The 18424-nt window shown below is 59.7% G+C and carries 16 protein-coding genes; 11 read left to right on the forward strand and 5 right to left on the reverse strand.

Translation table 11 applies throughout. The features are described from left to right. Window position 1 precedes the first annotated feature (1 nt). The 3 genes from PMI34_RS18420 to PMI34_RS18410 form a co-directional block, all read right to left on the reverse strand. Complete coding sequence (locus PMI34_RS18420) at window positions 2-922, reverse strand: SPFH domain-containing protein (RefSeq protein ID WP_008048722.1); 921 nt, start codon at window positions 920-922, stop codon at window positions 2-4. Between the two features lie 84 nt (window positions 923-1006). After that, the gene (locus PMI34_RS18415) at window positions 1007-2791 is read right to left on the reverse strand and encodes a GspE/PulE family protein (protein WP_008048723.1); all 1785 of its coding nucleotides are present in this window, start codon (window positions 2789-2791) and stop codon (window positions 1007-1009) included. Between the two features lie 90 nt (window positions 2792-2881). Beyond that, window positions 2882-3220: a hypothetical protein gene (locus tag PMI34_RS18410; protein WP_008048724.1), complete on the reverse strand. Its 339-nt coding sequence runs from the start codon at window positions 3218-3220 to the stop codon at window positions 2882-2884. Window positions 3221-3346: 126 nt separating this feature from the next. On the opposite strand from PMI34_RS18410, the gene PMI34_RS18405 reads away from it, so the two are divergent. Further along, window positions 3347-3811, forward strand: a complete 465-nt coding sequence (locus PMI34_RS18405; RefSeq protein WP_008015415.1) for an Lrp/AsnC family transcriptional regulator — start codon at window positions 3347-3349, stop codon at window positions 3809-3811. Window positions 3812-3919: 108 nt separating this feature from the next. Here PMI34_RS18405 and PMI34_RS18400 read toward each other — a convergent pair whose 3' ends face one another. Beyond that, on the reverse strand, window positions 3920-5287 hold the full coding sequence (locus tag PMI34_RS18400) for a CYTH domain-containing protein (protein WP_008048725.1): 1368 nt from the start codon (window positions 5285-5287) through the stop codon (window positions 3920-3922). Window positions 5288-5444: 157 nt separating this feature from the next. Between PMI34_RS18400 and argE the strand changes: the two genes are divergently transcribed. Further along, a complete protein-coding gene (gene argE, locus PMI34_RS18395; RefSeq protein ID WP_008048726.1) occupies window positions 5445-6593 on the forward strand; it encodes an acetylornithine deacetylase in 1149 nt (382 codons plus the stop codon). Between the two features lie 245 nt (window positions 6594-6838). Next, window positions 6839-8137, forward strand: a complete 1299-nt coding sequence (gene argA, locus PMI34_RS18390) for an amino-acid N-acetyltransferase (RefSeq protein ID WP_008048728.1) — start codon at window positions 6839-6841, stop codon at window positions 8135-8137. Between the two features lie 55 nt (window positions 8138-8192). Here the strand turns inward: argA and tauA are convergent, their stop codons facing one another. Continuing rightward, a complete protein-coding gene (gene tauA, locus PMI34_RS18385) occupies window positions 8193-9182 on the reverse strand; it encodes a taurine ABC transporter substrate-binding protein (protein WP_008048729.1) in 990 nt (329 codons plus the stop codon). A gap of 362 nt (window positions 9183-9544) precedes the next feature. Here tauA and PMI34_RS18380 point away from each other — a divergent pair, with 362 nt between their 5' ends. From PMI34_RS18380 to ssuB, 8 genes are all read left to right on the forward strand, one after another. Continuing rightward, the gene (locus PMI34_RS18380) at window positions 9545-10876 is read left to right on the forward strand and encodes an OprD family porin (protein ID WP_008048731.1); all 1332 of its coding nucleotides are present in this window, start codon (window positions 9545-9547) and stop codon (window positions 10874-10876) included. A gap of 412 nt (window positions 10877-11288) precedes the next feature. After that, entirely contained in the window at window positions 11289-12632 is a 1344-nt protein-coding gene (locus PMI34_RS18375) for an OprD family porin (protein WP_008048732.1), read from the forward strand. A 292-nt stretch (window positions 12633-12924) separates the two neighbouring features. After that, entirely contained in the window at window positions 12925-13563 is a 639-nt protein-coding gene (locus PMI34_RS18370) for a peroxiredoxin (protein WP_008048733.1), read from the forward strand. Window positions 13564-13880: 317 nt separating this feature from the next. Continuing rightward, window positions 13881-14474 (forward strand): NADPH-dependent FMN reductase, encoded by a 594-nt coding sequence (gene ssuE / locus PMI34_RS18365; protein ID WP_008048735.1) that lies wholly within the window; start codon window positions 13881-13883, stop codon window positions 14472-14474. 90 nt (window positions 14475-14564) lie between these two features. Further along, window positions 14565-15530 carry a sulfonate ABC transporter substrate-binding protein gene (locus PMI34_RS18360; protein WP_008048736.1) on the forward strand — a complete coding sequence of 322 codons (966 nt, stop codon included), beginning with the start codon at window positions 14565-14567 and terminating at the stop codon, window positions 15528-15530. Between the two features lie 55 nt (window positions 15531-15585). Further along, a complete protein-coding gene (ssuD, locus tag PMI34_RS18355; protein ID WP_008048737.1) occupies window positions 15586-16734 on the forward strand; it encodes an FMNH2-dependent alkanesulfonate monooxygenase in 1149 nt (382 codons plus the stop codon). 9 nt (window positions 16735-16743) lie between these two features. Further along, complete coding sequence (gene ssuC, locus PMI34_RS18350; protein ID WP_008048738.1) at window positions 16744-17526, forward strand: aliphatic sulfonate ABC transporter permease SsuC; 783 nt, start codon at window positions 16744-16746, stop codon at window positions 17524-17526. Then, window positions 17523-18329, forward strand: coding sequence for an aliphatic sulfonates ABC transporter ATP-binding protein (gene ssuB / locus PMI34_RS18345; protein ID WP_008048739.1), 807 nt, complete (start codon window positions 17523-17525; stop codon window positions 18327-18329). Before ssuC ends, ssuB begins: the two co-directional genes overlap by 4 nt. Window positions 18330-18424: the final 95 nt, after the last annotated feature.

The following is an 18424-nucleotide window of genomic DNA, read 5'->3' on the forward strand; positions in this document are numbered from 1 at the left end:
CTCAGGCTTTCTTGTTATCGAAAGTGGCCTTGACGATTTCGCCAATGCCACCCACCGCGCCGATCATCGAACTGGCCTCCAGCGGCATCAGGATCACTTTGCTGTTGTTGGCCGAAGACAACTTGCCCAGGGCATCGATGTACTTCTGCGCCACGAAGTAGTTGACCGCCTGCACGTTGCCGCTGGCGATCGCCTCGGACACCACTTTGGTCGCCTGGGCTTCTGCCGCGGCTTGCCGCTCCCGGGCTTCGGCCTCCAGGAAGGCGGCCTGGCGACTGCCTTCGGCTTCGAGGATCTGCGCCTGCTTCTTGCCTTCGGCGGTCAGGATCGCGGCGGCGCGCAGACCTTCGGCCTCAAGAATTTGCGCACGCTTGATCCGCTCGGCTTTCATCTGCCCCGACATCGCCGCCATCAGGTCGGCGGGCGGGCTGATGTCCTTGATCTCGATGCGGGTAATCTTGATGCCCCACGGCGCGGTCGCTTCATCGACGGTGCGCAGCAGTTTTTCGTTGATCCCGTCACGCTGGCTGAGCATGGCGTCGAGTTCCATCGAACCGAGCACCGTACGGATGTTGGTTTGCAGCAGGTTACGGATGGCGTGCTCAAGGTTGTTCACCTCGTAGGCGGCCTGAGCCGTGTTGACCACCTGGAAGAAGCATACGGCGTCGATCTGTACCGTGGCGTTGTCGGCGGTGATGACTTCCTGTGGCGGAATATCCAGCACGCTTTCCATCACATTCATCTTGCGCCCGATGCGGTCCATGACCGGAACGATGACGTTCAGCCCCGGCTTGAGCGTGTTGGTGTAGCGCCCGAAACGCTCGACGGTCCATTCAAAGCCCTGGGGCACCACCTTGAAACCCATGAACAGAATGGCGACCACCAGGCCGACGAAAAGCAAAAGCACACTACCGATCTGCATAACGATTCCTTGTTGATGTGTGGATCTGTGGAGTTGCGATCGTTGGAGTGTAGCTGTGCCGATGCCGGACAAGTACGGCCAGGCTCAGTTCTGTTCGCTCTGGGGTGTCACGCGCAGAACCTCCTCGATGGTCGTCAGTCCGGCGGCGACCTTTTGCGCCCCTGACAGCCGCAGGCTGCGCATGCCTTCCTTGAATGCCTGGCGCCGCACGGCCAGCAGATCGGTGTCGGGACTGATCAACGCCTTGATGCCATCGCTCAGCTGCATGATTTCGTAGACCCCGGCACGGCCGCGATAACCGGTGTCGCGGCATTCCACGCAACCGGTGGCTCGCTGGGCATTGGTTGGCAGGGGGGCTTGCCAGGGGCGGGTCAGGGTTTGCCAGTCGTCTTCGCCCAGCGTCAGCGACGCCTTGCAGTGCGGGCACAGGGTTCGCACCAGTCGCTGGGCCATGACGCCAAGCACCGTGGCCTTGATCAGGTAGTGCGGCACGCCGAGTTCCAGCAGCCGGCTGATGGCGCTGGGCGCGTCGTTGGTGTGCAGGGTCGACAGCACCAGGTGCCCGGTGAGCGCCGCCTGGATCGCCATCTCCGCGGTTTCGAGGTCGCGGATCTCGCCGATCATGATGATGTCCGGGTCTTGCCGCATCAGCGCGCGCACGCCGGCGGCGAAGGTAAGGTCGATGTTGTGCTGGACCTGCATCTGGTTGAACGCCGGCTCGACCATTTCGATCGGGTCTTCGATGGTGCAGAGGTTGACCTCGGGCGTCGCCAGTTTTTTCAGGGTGGTGTAGAGGGTGGTGGTCTTGCCCGAACCCGTCGGACCGGTGACGAGGATGATGCCGTGGGGCTGGCGGGTCATGTCCTGCCAGCGGCGCAGGTCGTCGACTGAAAAGCCGAGCTGGTCGAAGTCCTTGAGCAATACTTCCGGATCGAAGATCCGCATGACCATTTTTTCGCCGAAGGCGGTGGGCAGTGTCGACAAACGCAGTTCGACTTCACCGCCGTCCGGGGTCTTGGTTTTGACCCGGCCGTCCTGGGGTTTGCGTTTCTCCGCGACGTTCATGCGTCCCAGGGTTTTCAGGCGACTGACGATGGCCATGGTGACCTGGGGCGGGAATTGATAGACGTTGTGCAGCACGCCGTCGATGCGAAAGCGCACCGTGCCTTGCTCGCGCCGGGGCTCGATGTGGATGTCGCTGGCGCGCTGCTGAAACGCGTACTGGAACAGCCAGTCGACGATATTGACGATGTGTGCGTCGTTGGCGTCCGGCTCCTGGTCGCTGGCGCCGAGGTTGAGCAACTGTTCGAAATTGCCAAGGGTACTGACTTGTGGGTCGGCGCTGTTCGCCCCGGTGACCGATTTGGCCAGGCGGAAGAATTCGACGCTCAAGCGCTGGATGTCCACCGGGTTGGCCACCACACGCTTGATCGGCAACTTGAGCACGTGGGTCAGGTCAGCCTCCCAGCCACTGACATAAGGCTGGGCGCTGGCCACGGTGACCGCCTCGCGGTCGATCGCTACCGCGAGGATCTTGTGGCGCTGGGCGAAGGCATAGGACATCAGCGGGGTCACGGCCGCGACGTTGATTTTCAGTGGGTCGATGCGCAGGTAAGGCTGGCCGGCCTGCCGGGATAACCACAGGGTCAGGCTCTCGAGGTCCAGCGGTTTGCCGGGACGGCTGAGATCGTCCAGCTGTTGGCTGGCAATGAACTCCAGCGGATGCATCTGGCCAAGGGAGGCGTTGCGGCGGCGGGCATTGAGCGCGTGTTCGGCCGAATCCTGACTGATAAAGCCCTGGGCGACCAGTTCGCGCAGCAGGTCATTGAGATCCAGCCAGCGGTCCTGAAAGGCGAGTTGTACGGACATGCGGGCTCCTTTTAAACGACAGTGCGCAAAGGATAGCCGTGGCCCGGCTGACCGCTGGGCCACTACCCGATGAAGCCGTTTCGGAGTTTTTCAGCCCGCCGCTTGAGTCGCTTCGGCCCAAGGGGAATCAGCTTCTTGCAGCTCTACCGAGCAGACGCTGATCAGGTTACGAAGTTTTTCCGCAATCACTTGCGCGCGGTGCCAGCTCAAACCGTCGATGACGATCCCGATGCTCAGCCAGTCATCCTGATGCTGCACCTTGACCTGTTCCGGCGTGAGCATTTGCAAAGCGAACAAGTTAAGAGCGCGACACAGCAGGTCCGGTTCTGCCTCGGCCAGCATTTGATAGTGAACCCGGCAATGGGCGTTGCCGACGTTCCATACATCGGCGCGGGCAGGTGGGGTGTTCACGGCTTCGAGATACGGCATGGTCAGGCTCCAAAATCACTGGAGAAATGTTTACATCCTGTGCCGGGTATTTCTTCTCTATGATTGGCTGTAATCCACAGATGATGAATCAAACAATTCACTTGTTATTCAGTTAAGGGTTTTTTTATGCAAAGCGAACTGGACAGCTACGACCGAAAGATCCTCGCCTTGCTGCAAGAGGACGCTTCGCTTTCCAGCGCACAGATCGCCGAGCAGGTGGGTCTCTCGCAATCGCCGTGCTGGCGACGGATTCAGCGGATGAAAGAGGAGGGCATCATTCGCGGTCAGGTGACCTTGCTCGACCGCAAGAAAATCGGCCTGAACACGCAGATTTTCGCGGAGGTGAAACTCAATGCCCACGGGCGTTCGAACTTCACCGAATTCACCGAGGCGATTCGCGGCTTTCCGGAGGTGCTGGAGTGTTACGTGCTGATGGGGGCGGTGGACTTCTTGCTGCGGATTGTCACGGCGGACATCGAGGCTTACGAGCGCTTCTTCTTTGAGAAGCTGTCGATGGTGCCGGGGATTCAGGAGGTCAATTCGATCGTGGCATTGTCGGAGATCAAGTCGACCACCAGTTTGCCGGTCTGATGTTTTGTGGTGAATGTGCGGGCCTCTTCGCGAGCAAGCCCGCTCCCACACTGGATCTGTGATCGACACAAATCCCCTGTGGGAGCGAGCTTGCTCGCGATGGCGGTATTACAGACGCAGCAGCATTTTCCAGGCACGGTTCTGATACACCGCAATCGCCTGCTGCTTGCGCGCATCCAGGACTTCATCGGTGATCGATTCGTTGGCCAGTTGCGCCAGTTTGTTCAGCTCGCCGTAGAGGCGATCCATTTCCGGGATCTCCAGCACGTTACGCGCATGGTGCAGCCAGACCTGGATGCGCTCGATGCGCGGCAGTTGCTCGGCCAGGTCTTCCGGCTGTTGCTGGTAACGTTGCAGTTGCAACGAAGTGGCTTCTTCGCCCAGCAGGCGCGGCAACCAGCTGCCCAGTTGCGCAGCGCCCTGGCGATTGCCACGGGTGTTGCGGTCGGCGGCCCAGGTGCGGGCCAGCAACCAGCGGGAGGTGGTCAGGGAGAACAGCCCCCAGCGCGGGTCTTCGAGTTCTTCGAGGAACTGCTCGGGCGCGGCTTTGCGCACGTCTTCATCTTCCAGGCCGGCCTGGACAAGCGGGCGCCAGTCTTCCAGCAAGGCATCGAGGGCGATACGCAGATCGTGGGTCGACTGACGCGGAGCGGCCTGGCCCAGGCTGCTGATCAGCGCGCGCATTTCCGCGAGGCATTCGACCCAGTCCTGCAACAGGCGCCAGTGACCATTGAAGCGATACTGCTCGGCCAGACGCTGGCTGCTGCCCAGCAAATGCCAGCTCAACGCGGCGAACGCGTCGTCCAGCGGCGTTTCGGCGGTGATCTGCGGCGCCGGCAGGCTCAATGAATAACTGTGGGCGTCGTGCAGGCGGTAACCGCGCTCGGCCTTGCTGATGTCGCAAGGCATCAGGGCCAGTTTCTCGGCCAGCTCGGCGGCCAGTTCCAGCAGGGCTGCCGGCTCGCCTTCGCGCAGTTCCAGTTCCAGCTCGCAGATTTCTTCTTTCTGCTTGCCGACCACGACGTGGCCCAGGTCCAGCGCGGCTTCGATGACCACTTTAGTCTTGCCGCGACCCCAGGCGATTTCCGCGCGTTCTCGGACGAAGTCGGTGGTGAAGATCGGCTTCAGGGTCTTCTTGTCGAGCTCGGCCAGTTCCTCGGGCCAGCATTCGCCGTCGAGTTTTTTCAGGTCCAGCTTGGCTTTGGGCAGGTTCCAGTCGTACTCGTTACGAACGGACAGGCCGGCGACGCTCTGGCCGCGGGTCTTGAGGGTCTGAATCACTTCGTCGCCATCCTTGCGCAGGCGCAGGGCGACTTTGGCCTGGGCCAGGTCGCGCTCAGGCGTGTCGAAGTACTGGTTCATCAACTCACGGCGTTCCCAGCCACTTTTGTTGCGTTTTTTCAGTAACGGGTGCTCGCGCAGGGCGGCGAGGGTTTCGCGGCTGACGCGGAGTTTGATTTCGGTTTCTTTCTGCATGGCCGGAAAATCCAGGATCGGGAGCGCAGCCGGGGGAATGTGTGGCTGCCAAGGTCGTGCAGTGTACAGGACTCAAGGTTAGTACGCGCCGAGACGGTTTATTCCTGTCATCGGTTGGTTCTATGATGGACCTCAATTCGGGTGCCGGGAGTCAGCGATGCCATTGCCATCGATGAAAGAACAATTCGCTGCGTTGATCGCCGCACCGTCGGTCAGTTGCACACAGCCCAGTCTCGATCAAACCAACCGCCCGGTCATCGACCTGCTGGCGACGTGGCTCGGTGAGTTGGGCTTTACCTGCGAGATCCAGCAGGTCAGCCCCGGCAAGTTCAACCTGCTGGCCAGTTTCGGCTCCGGCCCCGGCGGCCTGGTGCTGGCCGGGCACAGCGACACCGTGCCGTTCGACGGCGCGCTGTGGCAAACCGACCCGCTGAAGCTGACTGAAGTCGACGGTCGTTGGGTCGGCCTGGGCAGTTGCGACATGAAGGGTTTTTTCGCCCTCGCCATCGAGGCGGTCAAACCGCTGCTCGATCAGCCGTTCAAACAGCCGTTGCTGATTCTTGCCACTTGCGACGAAGAAAGTTCGATGTCCGGCGCCCGCGCGTTGGCCGAAGCGGGGCGGCCGTTGGGGCGGGCGGCGGTGATCGGCGAGCCGACCGGGCTCAAGCCGATCCGCATGCACAAGGGCATCATGATGGAGCGCATCGACATCCTCGGGCAGAGTGGTCACTCCTCTGACCCGCGCCTGGGCCACAGTGCCCTGGAAGCCATGCACGATGCCATCGGTGAACTGCGTGGCCTGCGCCTGTTGTGGCAGCGCGAATTCCGCAATCCGCAGTTTGGCGTGCCGACGCCAACGATGAATTTCGGCTGCATCCATGGCGGCGACAACCCCAACCGCATCTGCGGCCAGTGTTCGCTGGAGTTCGATTTGCGGCCGTTGCCCGGCATGGACCCCAAGGTCCTGCGCGCCGAGATCCTGCAGAAGCTCAGGCCGGTTGCCGAGCGGCATCAGGTCAAGATCGATTACGCGCCGTTGTTCCCCGAAGTGCCGCCGTTCGAGCAGGCCGAGGACGCCGAGCTGGTGCGCATTGCCGAAAAGCTCACCGGTCACAGCGCCGAAGCAGTGGCGTTCGGCACCGAAGCACCTTATCTTCAGCGCCTTGGCTGTGAAACGCTGGTGCTTGGCCCGGGTGATATCGCCTGCGCCCATCAGCCGGGGGAATACCTCGAAATGTCACGTTTGCAGCCTACGGTGCATCTATTAAGGCAACTGATCGAACACTATTGCCTGACACCTCTGTAGGAGCGAGCCTGCTCGCGATGGACGTTAACGATGACGAGGGCTGCCTGGATAAACGCGGCGCCCTCATATCCATCGCGAGCAAGCTCGCTCCTACAGGGTTTTGCAGTTAAATTGCCGATGTCCCAACCCGTATTCATGAGGAGAGCGCGCGTGTCGCCAAGCCTGTTCCGACGATAACCATCAGCCCGCTGTGCGTTTTCAGTTTCGCCCTTTTTTCGGCTGCTATTTATTACAGGCCCAGGTTCATGCCCGAATACGTCAATTGGCTTCGTCACGCTTCGCCTTACATCAACGCCCACCGCGATTGCACCTTTGTCGTCATGCTGCCCGGCGACGGCGTTGAACACCCGAACTTCGGCAATATCGTCCACGATCTGGTGCTGTTGCACAGCCTGGGTGTGCGTCTGGTGCTGGTTCACGGTTCCCGCCCGCAAATCGAAGCGCGCCTCGCGGCTCGTGGCCTGACTCCGCATTACCACCACGGCATGCGCATCACCGATGCCGCGACCCTGGAGTGCGTGATCGACGCGGTTGGCCAGTTGCGCATTGCCATCGAGGCTCGCCTGTCGATGGACATGGCTTCGTCGCCGATGCAGGGCTCGCGCCTGCGGGTGGCCAGCGGCAACCTGGTGACGGCGCGGCCGATCGGCGTGCTTGAAGGTGTCGATTATCACCACACTGGCGAAGTGCGTCGGGTCGACCGCAAGGGCATCAATCGTCTGCTGGACGAGCGCTCCATCGTGCTGCTGTCGCCGCTGGGCTATTCGCCGACCGGGGAGATTTTCAACCTGGCCTGCGAAGACGTCGCCACCCGCGCGGCCATCGACCTGGGTGCGGACAAGCTGCTGCTGTTCGGTGCCGACCCGGGCCTGATCGACGAACACGGGCGCCTGGTGCGTGAACTGCGTCCGCAGCAAGTGCCGGCGCATCTGCAACGACTGGGCAACAACTATCAGGCGGAATTGCTGGATGCCGCGGCCGAAGCTTGCCGTGGCGGCGTGGCCCGCAGCCATATCGTCAGTTACGCCGAAGACGGTGCATTGCTGACCGAACTGTTCACCCGCGACGGTGGCGGCACCCTGGTGGCCCAGGAGCAGTTCGAAGTCGTACGCGAAGCGGCCATTGAAGACGTCGGCGGTTTGCTGGATTTGATCAGCCCGCTGGAAGAGCAGGGCATCCTGGTGCGCCGTTCCCGCGAGGTGCTGGAGCGCGAGATCGAACAGTTCAGCGTGGTCGAGCGTGAAGGCATGATCATCGCTTGTGCGGCGTTGTATCAGATTGCCGATTCGGATGCCGGTGAACTGGCGTGCCTGGCGGTGAATCCGGAGTACCGCCATGGCGGTCGCGGTGATGAGCTGCTGGAACGTATTGAAACCCGTGCCAGGGCACAGGGATTGAAAACCTTGTTCGTGCTCACCACCCGCACTGCGCACTGGTTCCGCGAGCGTGGTTTCGAACCGAGCAGCGTCGACCGCCTGCCGTCGGCACGGGCGTCGCTGTACAACTATCAGCGTAATTCGAAGATCTTCGAAAAAGCCCTTTGACGCTTTCGCTTTTGTGGCGAGGGAGCAAGCTCCCTCGCCACAGGTTTTCAGTGGATTACTCGGTGACAAACTTCGCGCTGACATACGGCGAATAATCCGGCAGCACCGTCTCCACCTTCCCTTGCTCCTTCAAGAATTTCGCCGTCTCGCCAATGGCCTTGGCCGTACCGCCATCCAGCAGCGCGGTGCTCTGTTGCGCCTTGGCATTCGGGAATGCGGAACCGGCCAGTAACTCCGGTACGTCGGCAGCGCTGGCGCCGGTCAGTTTGGCGATTTTCTGCACTGGTACCGAGTCGGCAGTCCAGTTGGCTTTATGTGCTGCGTAATCAGCAAAGGCGTCGAGGGTGACCTTGGCGAATCCGGCCACCACCTCCGGATGCTTCTCGGCGTAATCCTTTCGCGCCACCCAGACCTCAAAGGTAGGCGCACCCCATTGGCCTACCTGTGCAGCGTCGGTCAGGGTCTTGCCGCTCTTGCGGATTTCTCCTAATGCGGGCGACCAGACAAACGCGCCATCAATATCACCACGCTTCCAGGCTGCAGCGATTTCCGCCGGCTGCAGGTTCACCACTTTGACTTTCGAACTGTCCAGGCCCCAGTGCTTCAGCGCGCCAAGCAGGCTGTAGTGGGAGGTTGAAACGAAAGGCGTGGCGATGGTCTTTCCGATCAGATCTTGCGGTTTTTCGATGCCGCTGCCGTTGCGTACCACCAGCGCTTCGGCGGCATTGATCTGGGCCGAGACGATGAACGCGACAATCGGCAGGTTGCGCGAGGCGGCAGCGGCCAGTGGACTGGAGCCGAGATTGCCGATTTGCACATCGCCGGAGGCAATCGCCGTGACCACTTCCGGGCCGCTGTTGAAGCGCCGCCAGTCGATGGGCTGGCCGATGGTTTTTTCATAAAGGCCATCGGCCTGGGGGACTTTGCTGGGGTCGATTCCGGTTTGATAACCGACGGTGAGGTTCGCCGCCTGGGCGGTGAAAGAAAATGCGAGAGATACACAAACTGTAACAATTGATCCGGATAGTGCGCGTTTGGTCGTCATGGGGCTGCCTTTCGGTAAAGGATTTGTTTCCGAATTGGCCAGAAACTAATCGATCTAAAAAATAGAAAATAAATACCGATTAGGAATTAGCTTATGAGCCGAGCCTTCTATTCTGGGGTGAGCGTGCAATGGGGAGCTAAATTCCTAAACGGTATTAGAAAAGAATTTGGTAATTCTTTTCAGGTTCATGACGAATTCATGACCCGGCAGGGACCAAAAATCGGGGATTAGACTATGGTCGTAGACACATATAGTTACGATTGACTTGTGGGTCACGGTCTGGCGCTAATCGCGCATCTTAGGATTTCGGGCGACGACTCGAGACCAGGAATACAAGAATTAGAATCGAGAGGAGCTACACAATGAACAAGTCCACCTTGGCTTTGGCCGTGACCGTAGGGGTATTGGCGCAGCAGGCAGGCGCCGCAGGTTTCCTGGAAGACAGCAAGGCGTCCATCAGTTCCCGGACCATGTATTACAACAACGATAACCGTGAAGGCGGTCCGGATCAGAAAGAGTCCGCAGAAGGCCTGAAATTCGATTATCTGTCCGGTTTCACCCAGGGCACTGTCGGTTTCGGTATCGACGCCCAGGCACTGCTGGGTATCCACCTGGACGGTGGCAAGGGGCACCATCCAGATGCCAACACCTTTTTCCCAAGCGACAGCGATGGTTCGGCCGTACACGAATGGAGCCGTGCGGCGGCCAATATCAAGGCGCGCTTCTCGAAGACCGAGGCCCACCTGGGTGGCGCCTTGGCACCCAACTTGCCGATCCTGGTCGCGAACGACAGCCGTCTGCTGCCACAGACCTTTGACGGTGGCACCATCACCTCGAAGGAAATCGACAACGTGACCATCAACGCCGGTCAGTTGGAGCACTCGGCAGGTCGTGCCTCTTCGAACTCCACCGGCCTGGCTGTGGCGGGCGGTACTCAGGACAGCAACAAGTTCTACTACGGCGGTGCTGACTGGAAGGTCACCAAGGACCTGACCCTGCAGTACTACCATTCGAATCTGAAGGACTACTACAAGCAGGACTTCCTGGGCTTGATCCACGTCTTCCAGATTGATGCCAACCAGTCCTTCAAGACTGATATCCGCTATTTCGACAGCAGCTCCGATGGCAAGAACGGTGATCCTGGCTTTCGTTTCAACAATAACAACGGTTTTGCCAAGAATCCGGGCGAGGTCGATAACAAGACCTGGAGCGCCATGTTCACCTACACCCTGGGTGGTAATGCCTTCCTGATCGGCCATCAGCGCGTCAACGATGACGGCGGTTTTGTTTTCCTGAACCAGGGCAACGTTGTTGATGGCAATGGTCGTCCTGAAGGGAACGGCGGCGCCAGCTTCTACTCGTTCACTGACGCAATGGTTAACAGCTTCATCCGTGCTGGCGAAAACACTACCTTCGGTCAGTACTCCTACGACTTCGCGGCATTGGGTGTACCCGGCCTGAAAACCTCGATCGCCTACCTGCACGGCGACAACATCAAAGCCACGAGCGGTGTTGGCCCGGATGCGTCCGAGTGGGAACGCGATATGCGGATCGACTACACCGTCCAGCAGGGCGCCCTCAAAGGTTTCGGCGTGACGTTGCGTAATGGTGTCTACCGTGGCAGTGAAGTCTCCAACAGCCCCGATATTGACCAGACCCGTCTGATCTTCAACTACACCTACAGCTTCCTGTAACAAGCCTCGCGAAAAAGCCTCGCCTGATGGCGGGGCTTTTTTTGAGTCGGTTTTTATATTCCATAATGATCTTTATTGATTATTTATTATTCTTTTTAGTTTCTATCCATCCCGCTTAAAGTGCGCCTGTCTGACACTCATCCCTGAGCTCGGATTTAGCAATCTCGTCCCTCGACAATCGATCAGGTTCAGGAGTCGGCCTCACCACCGATACCTCGGATCTGTCGTGGGAAGTCATATTCCTAAGCGATATTAAAAAACATCAAAAAATTCTTTTTGGCTTTAAGGCCATGTATCCTGCGGCCCGCCAAAGGACCGGCCTAGACAGTTTGCCGCGAATTTATGCATTCAGGATCCCGGGCAATCGATTCGGGACCAGGAGCATCAGAATTAGAAACGAGAGGAGCGAAACATGAACAAGTCCACCTTGGCCATCACTGTGGCCGTCGGGGTTTTGACCCAGCAGGCAAGCGCCGCGGGTTTTATCGAAGACAGCAAGGCAACATTGGGGCTGCGTAACTTCTACATCAACACCGATTACCGTGACGGCATTGGCCCGAACAAAAATGAGGAATGGGGCCAAGGCTTCGACCTGCGTTTCATTTCCGGCTACACCCAGGGCACCGTCGGCTTCGGTATCGATGCGATCGGCCTGTTGGGCGTCAAACTGGATTCCGGTGGCGGCACCAACGGCGCGAGCAACAACTCGTACGGCGGCACCGTGTTCCCGAGCAAGTCCAACGGCGAAGCGGTTGATGACTTCTCCAGTCTGGGTTTGACCGCCAAGGCCAAGATCTCCCAGACCGAGCTGAAGCTGGGTACCTTGCAGCCAAAGCTGCCGGTGATTGTGACCAACGACGGTCGTCTGTTGCCGCAAACCTGGCAGGGTGGCCAGATCAGCTCGAACGACATCAAGGACCTGACCTTGATCGGCGGTCAGATCGAGCAGGTAAAAGGTCGTAACTCGAGCAACAACGAACAGTTGTCTATCTCCGGCGCCAACAGCCGTTCCGCTGCAGGCCGCGACAGCAACAAATTCATTTATGCCGGTGGCGACTACAAGATCACCAAGGACCTGACTGCCCAGTACTACTACGGCAAACTGGAAGAGTTCTACAAGCAACACTTCCTGGGTCTGGTGCACAACTGGGCCATCGGCCCTGGCGTGTTGAAGTCGGACTTGCGTTACTTCAACAGCTCCGACGACGGTGCCAACGGTCACGACCCACTGTATTTCACCACTGGCAACTACAGCGGTGCAGTCAACGGCAAGGGCAAGGTCGACAACAACCTGTACAGCGGTTTGTTCCTGTACTCCGTTGCCGGTCATACCTTCGGTGGCGGTTATCAGGTCAGCAACGGCAGCAGCGATTTCCCTTGGCTGAACCAGGGCGACGGTTCGTCGAACTACACCATCACCGACTCGCAAATCCAGAAGTTCGGCCGTGCCGGCGAGCGTACCTGGCTGGCACGCTACTCCTATGACTTCGCCAAGGTCGGCGTACCCGGCCTGACCGCAGGTCTGGTGTACCTGCACGGCGACAATATCGATACCGTTAACGCCAAGGGCGGCGAGGCGGCCAATGGTGCTTCCGAGTGGGAACGCGACCTGACCGTGGGTTACGTCGTTCAGTCCGGCGCGCTGAAGAACCTCGGCCTGATGTGGAAAAACGCCACGTGGCGTACCGATCTGCCGAACACTCGTTCCCAGGACGAAAACCGCCTGGTCGTCAGCTACTCGATTCCGCTGTTGTAATAGCACCCGCGTAGCAGAGACAAAAAAAGCCCCGCCCGGTATTGCACCGGGCGGGGCTTTTGCATTTTCAAGACGGGTTCACCCCCGTAATCCCGTCTTGAACGTCCCTCTTTGCAGCAACTCAAGGCCTTCTCGAACCTTGGGGCCGATGTTCGGCCGGTTGTGCGGGCGCGTCCAGTGAACAGATATTTAATATTTCTTTATGATCTAAATAAATTGATATTTATTCTTTTTAATAGATAAAAAACACAGGCACAGTTGAACCCATCAAGCACTCACAAGGAGCAGCACCATGGGTCTCAGACTTGGCGATATCGCCCCCGATTTCGAACAGAACTCCAGCGCCGGCACCATCCGTTTCCATCAGTGGCTGGGCGAAAGCTGGGGCGTGCTGTTTTCCCATCCGGCGGACTTCACACCGGTGTGCACCACTGAGCTGGGCTTCACCGCCAGGCTCAAGGATGAGTTCGCGGCGCGCGGCGTCAAGGCCATCGCTTTGTCGGTGGACCCGGTGGAGTCGCACCACAGGTGGATCGAGGACATCAACGAAACCCAGGACACCGTGGTCAACTTTCCGATCCTGGATGACGCCGACCGTAAAGTCTCTGACCTCTACGACCTGATCCACCCCAACGCCAACGACACCCTGACCGTGCGCAGTCTGTTCGTGATCGACCCGAAGAAAAAGGTTCGGCTGACGATTACCTATCCGGCGAGCACCGGCCGCAACTTCAATGAAATCCTGCGGGTGATCGATTCGCTGCAACTCACCGACAACTACAAGGTGGCTACACCGGCCAACTGGCAGGACGGTGATGAGGTAGTGATCGTGCCATCGCTCAAGGATGAAGATGAAATCAAACAGCGCTTTCCCAAGGGTTATCGGGCGGTCAAGCCTTACCTGCGCCTGACGCCGCAGCCCAACCGGTAAGTCACCGGTATCGGCGGTGTGGCTGATGCCGTCTTCGCGAGCAAGCCCGCTCCCACATTTGTCCGCGTCCATCTGTGGGAGCGGGCTTGCTCGCGAAGGCGTCGGGTCAGACACCACAAGCACCCACAAAGCAGGGGATTTTCAGGCCGTTTCGACGGCCTGTTTTTTGCCTGGAAGAAACCGGTCTGTATATTTCTTTAACGCATAACCAAATGAATAAATATGATTTATGGATATATAAATCAGCTGTTAAGGTCACTCCATCGAAGCGAGATCGCAAACCGCGAATCGCCAACACCGTGCAAGGAATCGTCTGAATGTTGGTTGTCTCACTCGGTGGCAGTCCCAGTCAGCGCTCTCGTTCCGGGGTGCTGCTGGATCGCTCCCAGCGTTGGTTGCAAGGGCAGGGCGTGGAAGTGGTGAGTTATCAGGTACGGGATTTTCCGGCCGAGGACTTGCTGCACGCGCGCTTCGACAGCCCCAAGGTGATCGACCTGTTGAAACAGATTGAAAACGCCGATGGCCTGCTGATCGCCACACCGGTTTACAAGGCGTCGTTTTCCGGAGCGCTGAAAGTCGTGCTGGATCTGCTGCCCGAACGCGCCTTGAGCCACAAGGTGGTTCTGCCGATGGCCACTGGCGGCAGCATCGCCCACATGCTGGCGGTGGATTACGCGCTCAAGCCGGTGTTGTCGGCATTGAAGGCTCAGGAAATGCTGCAAGGCATTTTCGCCGTCGACAGCCAGATCGCCTACGGCGAAGGCAGCGCCCAGGCGCAATTGGCTCCGGAACTGGAACAACGACTGAATGAATCGCTGGAGCTGTTTTTCAGCGCCATGGCGCGACGGCCAAAGCCGCTCGATCCGAACCTGTTGAATGATCGTTTGCTGAGTGCTCGCTGGAGCATTTGAGCCACATCGAAAAATTGAAGTACTGGCCTTACTCGCCCGCCAACGGGCAAGCAGGTGCAGCCAAAACCCAACTGCAAAAAGGAGAGCGCCATGCGCCCTGTCATTTTGCGTCGTGGTCTGGTCGCTCTGTTTGCTGCGGCTGTCACCTTCGGCGCCATTACTCAAGCTCAGGCCGAGACATTACGAATCGGTTATCAGAAGTACGGCACCCTGGTGCTGCTCAAAGCCAAAGGCACCCTGGAAAAACGCCTCGCCGCCCAAGGCGTGGACGTTCAATGGACTGAATTTCCTGGTGGCCCGCAACTGCTTGAAGGCCTGAACGTCGGTTCCATCGACTTCGGCGTCACCGGCGAAACACCGCCCGTGTTCGCTCAAGCGGCCGGTGCCGATTTGCTCTACGTCGCCTATGAACCGCCAGCACCGCACAGTGAAGCGATCCTGGTGCCGAAGGATTCGCCGGTCAAATCCGTGGCGGACCTCAAGGGCAAGAAAATCGTGCTCAACAAGGGCTCCAACGTGCACTACCTGTTGGTGCGTGCGCTGGAAGACGCCGGCCTCAAATACACCGACATCCAGACCGTATTCCTGCCGCCGGCCGATGCCCGCGCCGCGTTCGAGCGTGGCAGCGTCGACGCCTGGGTGATCTGGGACCCGTACCAGGCCGCCGCCGAACAACAGCTGCAAGCGCGCACCCTGCGCGATGGCCAGGGCATCGTCGACAACCATCAGTTCTACCTGGCGACCAAACCTTATGCGCAGAAAAATCCCGAGGTGATCAAGACCCTGGTGGAAGAAGTGCGCGCGATCGGCGAGTGGTCCAGGGCCAATCCTGAAGACGTGACCCAGCAAGTCTCGCCACTGCTCGGCCTGTCGGCAGACATCACCCGCACTTCGGTGAAACGCCAGGGCTACGGCGCGTTGTTCCTGACCCCGGAAGTGGTCGCGGCGCAGCAGAAAATCGCCGACACCTTCTACCAGCTCAAGCTGATTCCAAAACAATTGAGCATCAAAGACGTGATCTGGACGCCGCCGGCAGCCGTTGCCAAAGCTCAGTAACCAGAGCTCAGAAACATAAGCCCAGCAAATCGATTCCCCAAGGAGACCACTCCATATGAGCCTCAATATCTTCTGGTTCCTGCCTACCCACGGCGACGGCCATTACCTTGGCACCGCTGAAGGCGCACGCGCCGTCGATCACGGTTACCTGCAACAAGTCGCACAGGCCGCGGATCGCCTGGGTTTTGGCGGGGTACTGATCCCTACCGGTCGCTCCTGCGAAGACTCTTGGCTGGTGGCGGCATCGCTGATTCCGGTGACCCAGCGCTTGAAGTTCCTGGTTGCCCTGCGCCCCGGGATCATTTCCCCGACGGTGGCGGCGCGTCAGGCGGCAACCCTGGATCGACTGTCCGGCGGTCGTGCGCTGTTCAACCTGGTGACGGGGGGGGATCCGGAAGAGTTGGCGGGCGATGGTCTGTTCCTGAGTCACGAAGAACGCTATCAGGCCTCGGTGGAATTCACCCGCATATGGCGCCGGGTGCTGGAAGGCGAAACCGTCGATTACGACGGCCAGCACATCAGTGTGAAGGGCGCGAAACTGCTCTATCCACCGATCCAGCAGCCGCGCCCGCCGCTGTACTTCGGCGGCTCTTCGGATGCCGCGCAAGACCTGGCTGCCGAACAGGTGGAAATGGTCCTGACCTGGGGCGAGCCACCGGCCGCCGTCGCGGAAAAAATCAAACAGGTCCGAGCCAAGGCCGCCAGGCTCGGACGCACCGTGCGCTTTGGCATTCGACTGCACGTGATCGTGCGCGAAACCAACGATGAAGCCTGGAAAGCCGCGGATCGGCTGATCTCTCATCTCGACGACGAGACCATCGCTCGTGCCCAGGCTTCGCTGGCGCGTTTCGATTCGGTCGGTCAGCAACGCATGGCCGCATTGCATGGCGGCAACCGCGACAATCTGGAAGTCAGCCCTAACCTGTGGGCCGGTGTCGGTCTGGTGCGCGGCGGTGCCGGTACGGCGCTGGTGGGCGATGGCCCGACCGTGGCCGCCCGCGTGAAGGAGTACGCGGACCTCGGCATCGACACCTTTATTTTCTCCGGGTACCCCCACCTGGAAGAGTCGTACCGAGTCGCCGAGTTGCTGTTTCCGCACCTCGATGTCGAGCGTCCGGAACTGCCGAAAAGCGCCGGCTACGTGAGTCCGTTCGGCGAGATGGTCGCCAACGACATTCTGCCCAAAGCCGCGTCCCAGAGCTGAGGCACGGTCATGAATAAAATCATCCACAGCCTGGCGCCCTGGGCGTTTCCGGTGTTGTTGCTGGTGGTGTGGCAGTTGAGTGTGTCGGCGGGTTGGTTGTCGACACGGATCCTGCCGGCGCCCATCGCCGTGATCGAGGCCGGCGTGAGCCTGGTGCGCAGTGGCGAAATCTGGACGCACCTGGCGATCAGTGGCTGGCGTGCCGCGCTGGGTTTCACCATCGGTGGTGGCATTGGCCTGACGCTCGGCTTCATCACAGGCCTGTCGAAGTGGGGCGAGCGCTTGCTCGACAGTTCGGTACAGATGATCCGCAACGTGCCGCACCTGGCGCTGATTCCACTGGTGATCCTGTGGTTCGGCATCGACGAGTCAGCGAAGATTTTCCTGGTGGCGCTGGGTACGTTGTTCCCGATCTACCTCAACACCTATCACGGCATCCGCAACGTCGACCCGGCGCTGGTGGAGATGGCGCGCAGCTATGGCCTGAGCGGTTTCAGCCTGTTCTGGCAGGTGATTCTGCCGGGGGCACTGCCTTCGATTCTGGTCGGCGTGCGCTTCGCCCTGGGCTTCATGTGGCTGACGTTGATCGTGGCGGAAACCATTTCCGCGAGTTCCGGTATCGGCTATCTGGCAATGAACGCCCGGGAATTCCTGCAGACCGACGTGGTGGTGCTGGCGATTCTGTTGTATGCGGTGCTCGGCAAACTGGCCGACCTCGCAGCCCGTGGACTTGAACGAGTGTGGTTGCGCTGGCACCCGGCGTATCAGGTTGCCAGGGGAGGTTCGGTATGACTGCCCAACAACCCCCACGCCTGCTGCGCGGGACTCCGCTGGTGGTGCGCAAGTTGCAAAAAACCTTCGGTGCACGGCAGGTGTTGCGCGAGATCGATCTGCACATTCCGGCGGGCCAGTTTGTCGCTGTGGTCGGTCGCAGCGGCTGCGGCAAAAGTACCTTGCTGCGCTTGCTCGCCGGTCTCGATCAACCAACCGGCGGTGAGTTGCTCGCCGGTGCCGCTCCATTGAGTGAGGCGCGGGAAGACACGCGGCTGATGTTCCAGGAGGCGCGTTTGCTGCCGTGGAAAAAGATCATCGACAACGTCGGCCTGGGCCTCAAGGGCAACTGGCGGCCGCAAGCGCTTGAAGCCTTGGAAGCGGTGGGCCTGGCCGATCGCGCCCACGAGTGGCCGGCCGCGCTGTCCGGTGGGCAGAAGCAACGCGTGGCTTTAGCCCGTGCATTGATTCATCAGCCGCGCCTGCTGTTGCTCGACGAACCCTTGGGGGCGCTGGATGCCCTGACCCGAATTGAAATGCAGCAACTGATCGAGCGGCTCTGGCAGCAGCACGACTTCACGGTGTTGCTGGTGACCCATGACGTCAGTGAAGCCGTGGCGATTGCCGATCGGGTGATCCTGATCGAAGACGGAGAAGTCGGCCTCGACCTGCATGTGGAGCTGCCGCGGCCTCGGGTTCGTGGCTCCCATCGGCTGGCGGCGCTGGAAACCGAAGTGCTCAATCGCGTGCTGGCGCTACCCGGCCAACCGGCGGAACCGGAACCTGTTTCACCCTTGCCTACGCAATTGCGTTGGGCGCAATAAAGCAGCGGCAAGCTTCAAGCTTAAAGCTGCAAGAAGGAGCACCTCGCTTCTACTTGCGGCTTGAAGCTTGCCACTTGCAGCTCATTTCGACCCCA

It is taken from the genome of Pseudomonas sp. GM74, from assembly GCF_000282455.1.
In the GTDB taxonomy this organism is placed as follows: Bacteria; Pseudomonadota; Gammaproteobacteria; order Pseudomonadales; family Pseudomonadaceae; genus Aquipseudomonas.